At 42.8% G+C, this 276-nt stretch carries 1 protein-coding gene; it reads right to left on the minus strand.

Annotated features, from left to right (window positions below):
• Positions 1 to 274: CoA-binding protein (locus tag AAEY62_RS22250; protein ID WP_350636576.1), on the minus strand; the 274-nt coding region annotated here is incomplete at its 3' end.
• Positions 275 to 276: the final 2 nt, after the last annotated feature.

A 276-nucleotide genomic window follows, 5' to 3' on the forward strand; every position in this document is an offset into this window, starting at 1 on the left:
CATTATGACAGCCCAGTTTTCCAAGTTGCTCAATAATAAGATCTAAAGTGTTTTTATTAGTACAAATAACCGCGAGATCAGGTACTTTTGGCAAAGCATCAATACTAGGGTATGCCAGTACACCATGCACCGCAGTGTGGTTTGGCGTTACTGGCATAATTGGCCCTTTAAAACCACTTTGCAATAAGTTACGCATAACTACGTAGCCAGCACGGGTTGGCGTGTTAGATGCCCCAATAACGGCTACTGAGCTTGGGTTAAAAAACTGACTGATAC

Source organism: Pseudoalteromonas sp. GW168-MNA-CIBAN-0100, from assembly GCF_040309225.1.
Classification (GTDB): Bacteria; Pseudomonadota; Gammaproteobacteria; order Enterobacterales; family Alteromonadaceae; genus Pseudoalteromonas; species Pseudoalteromonas arctica.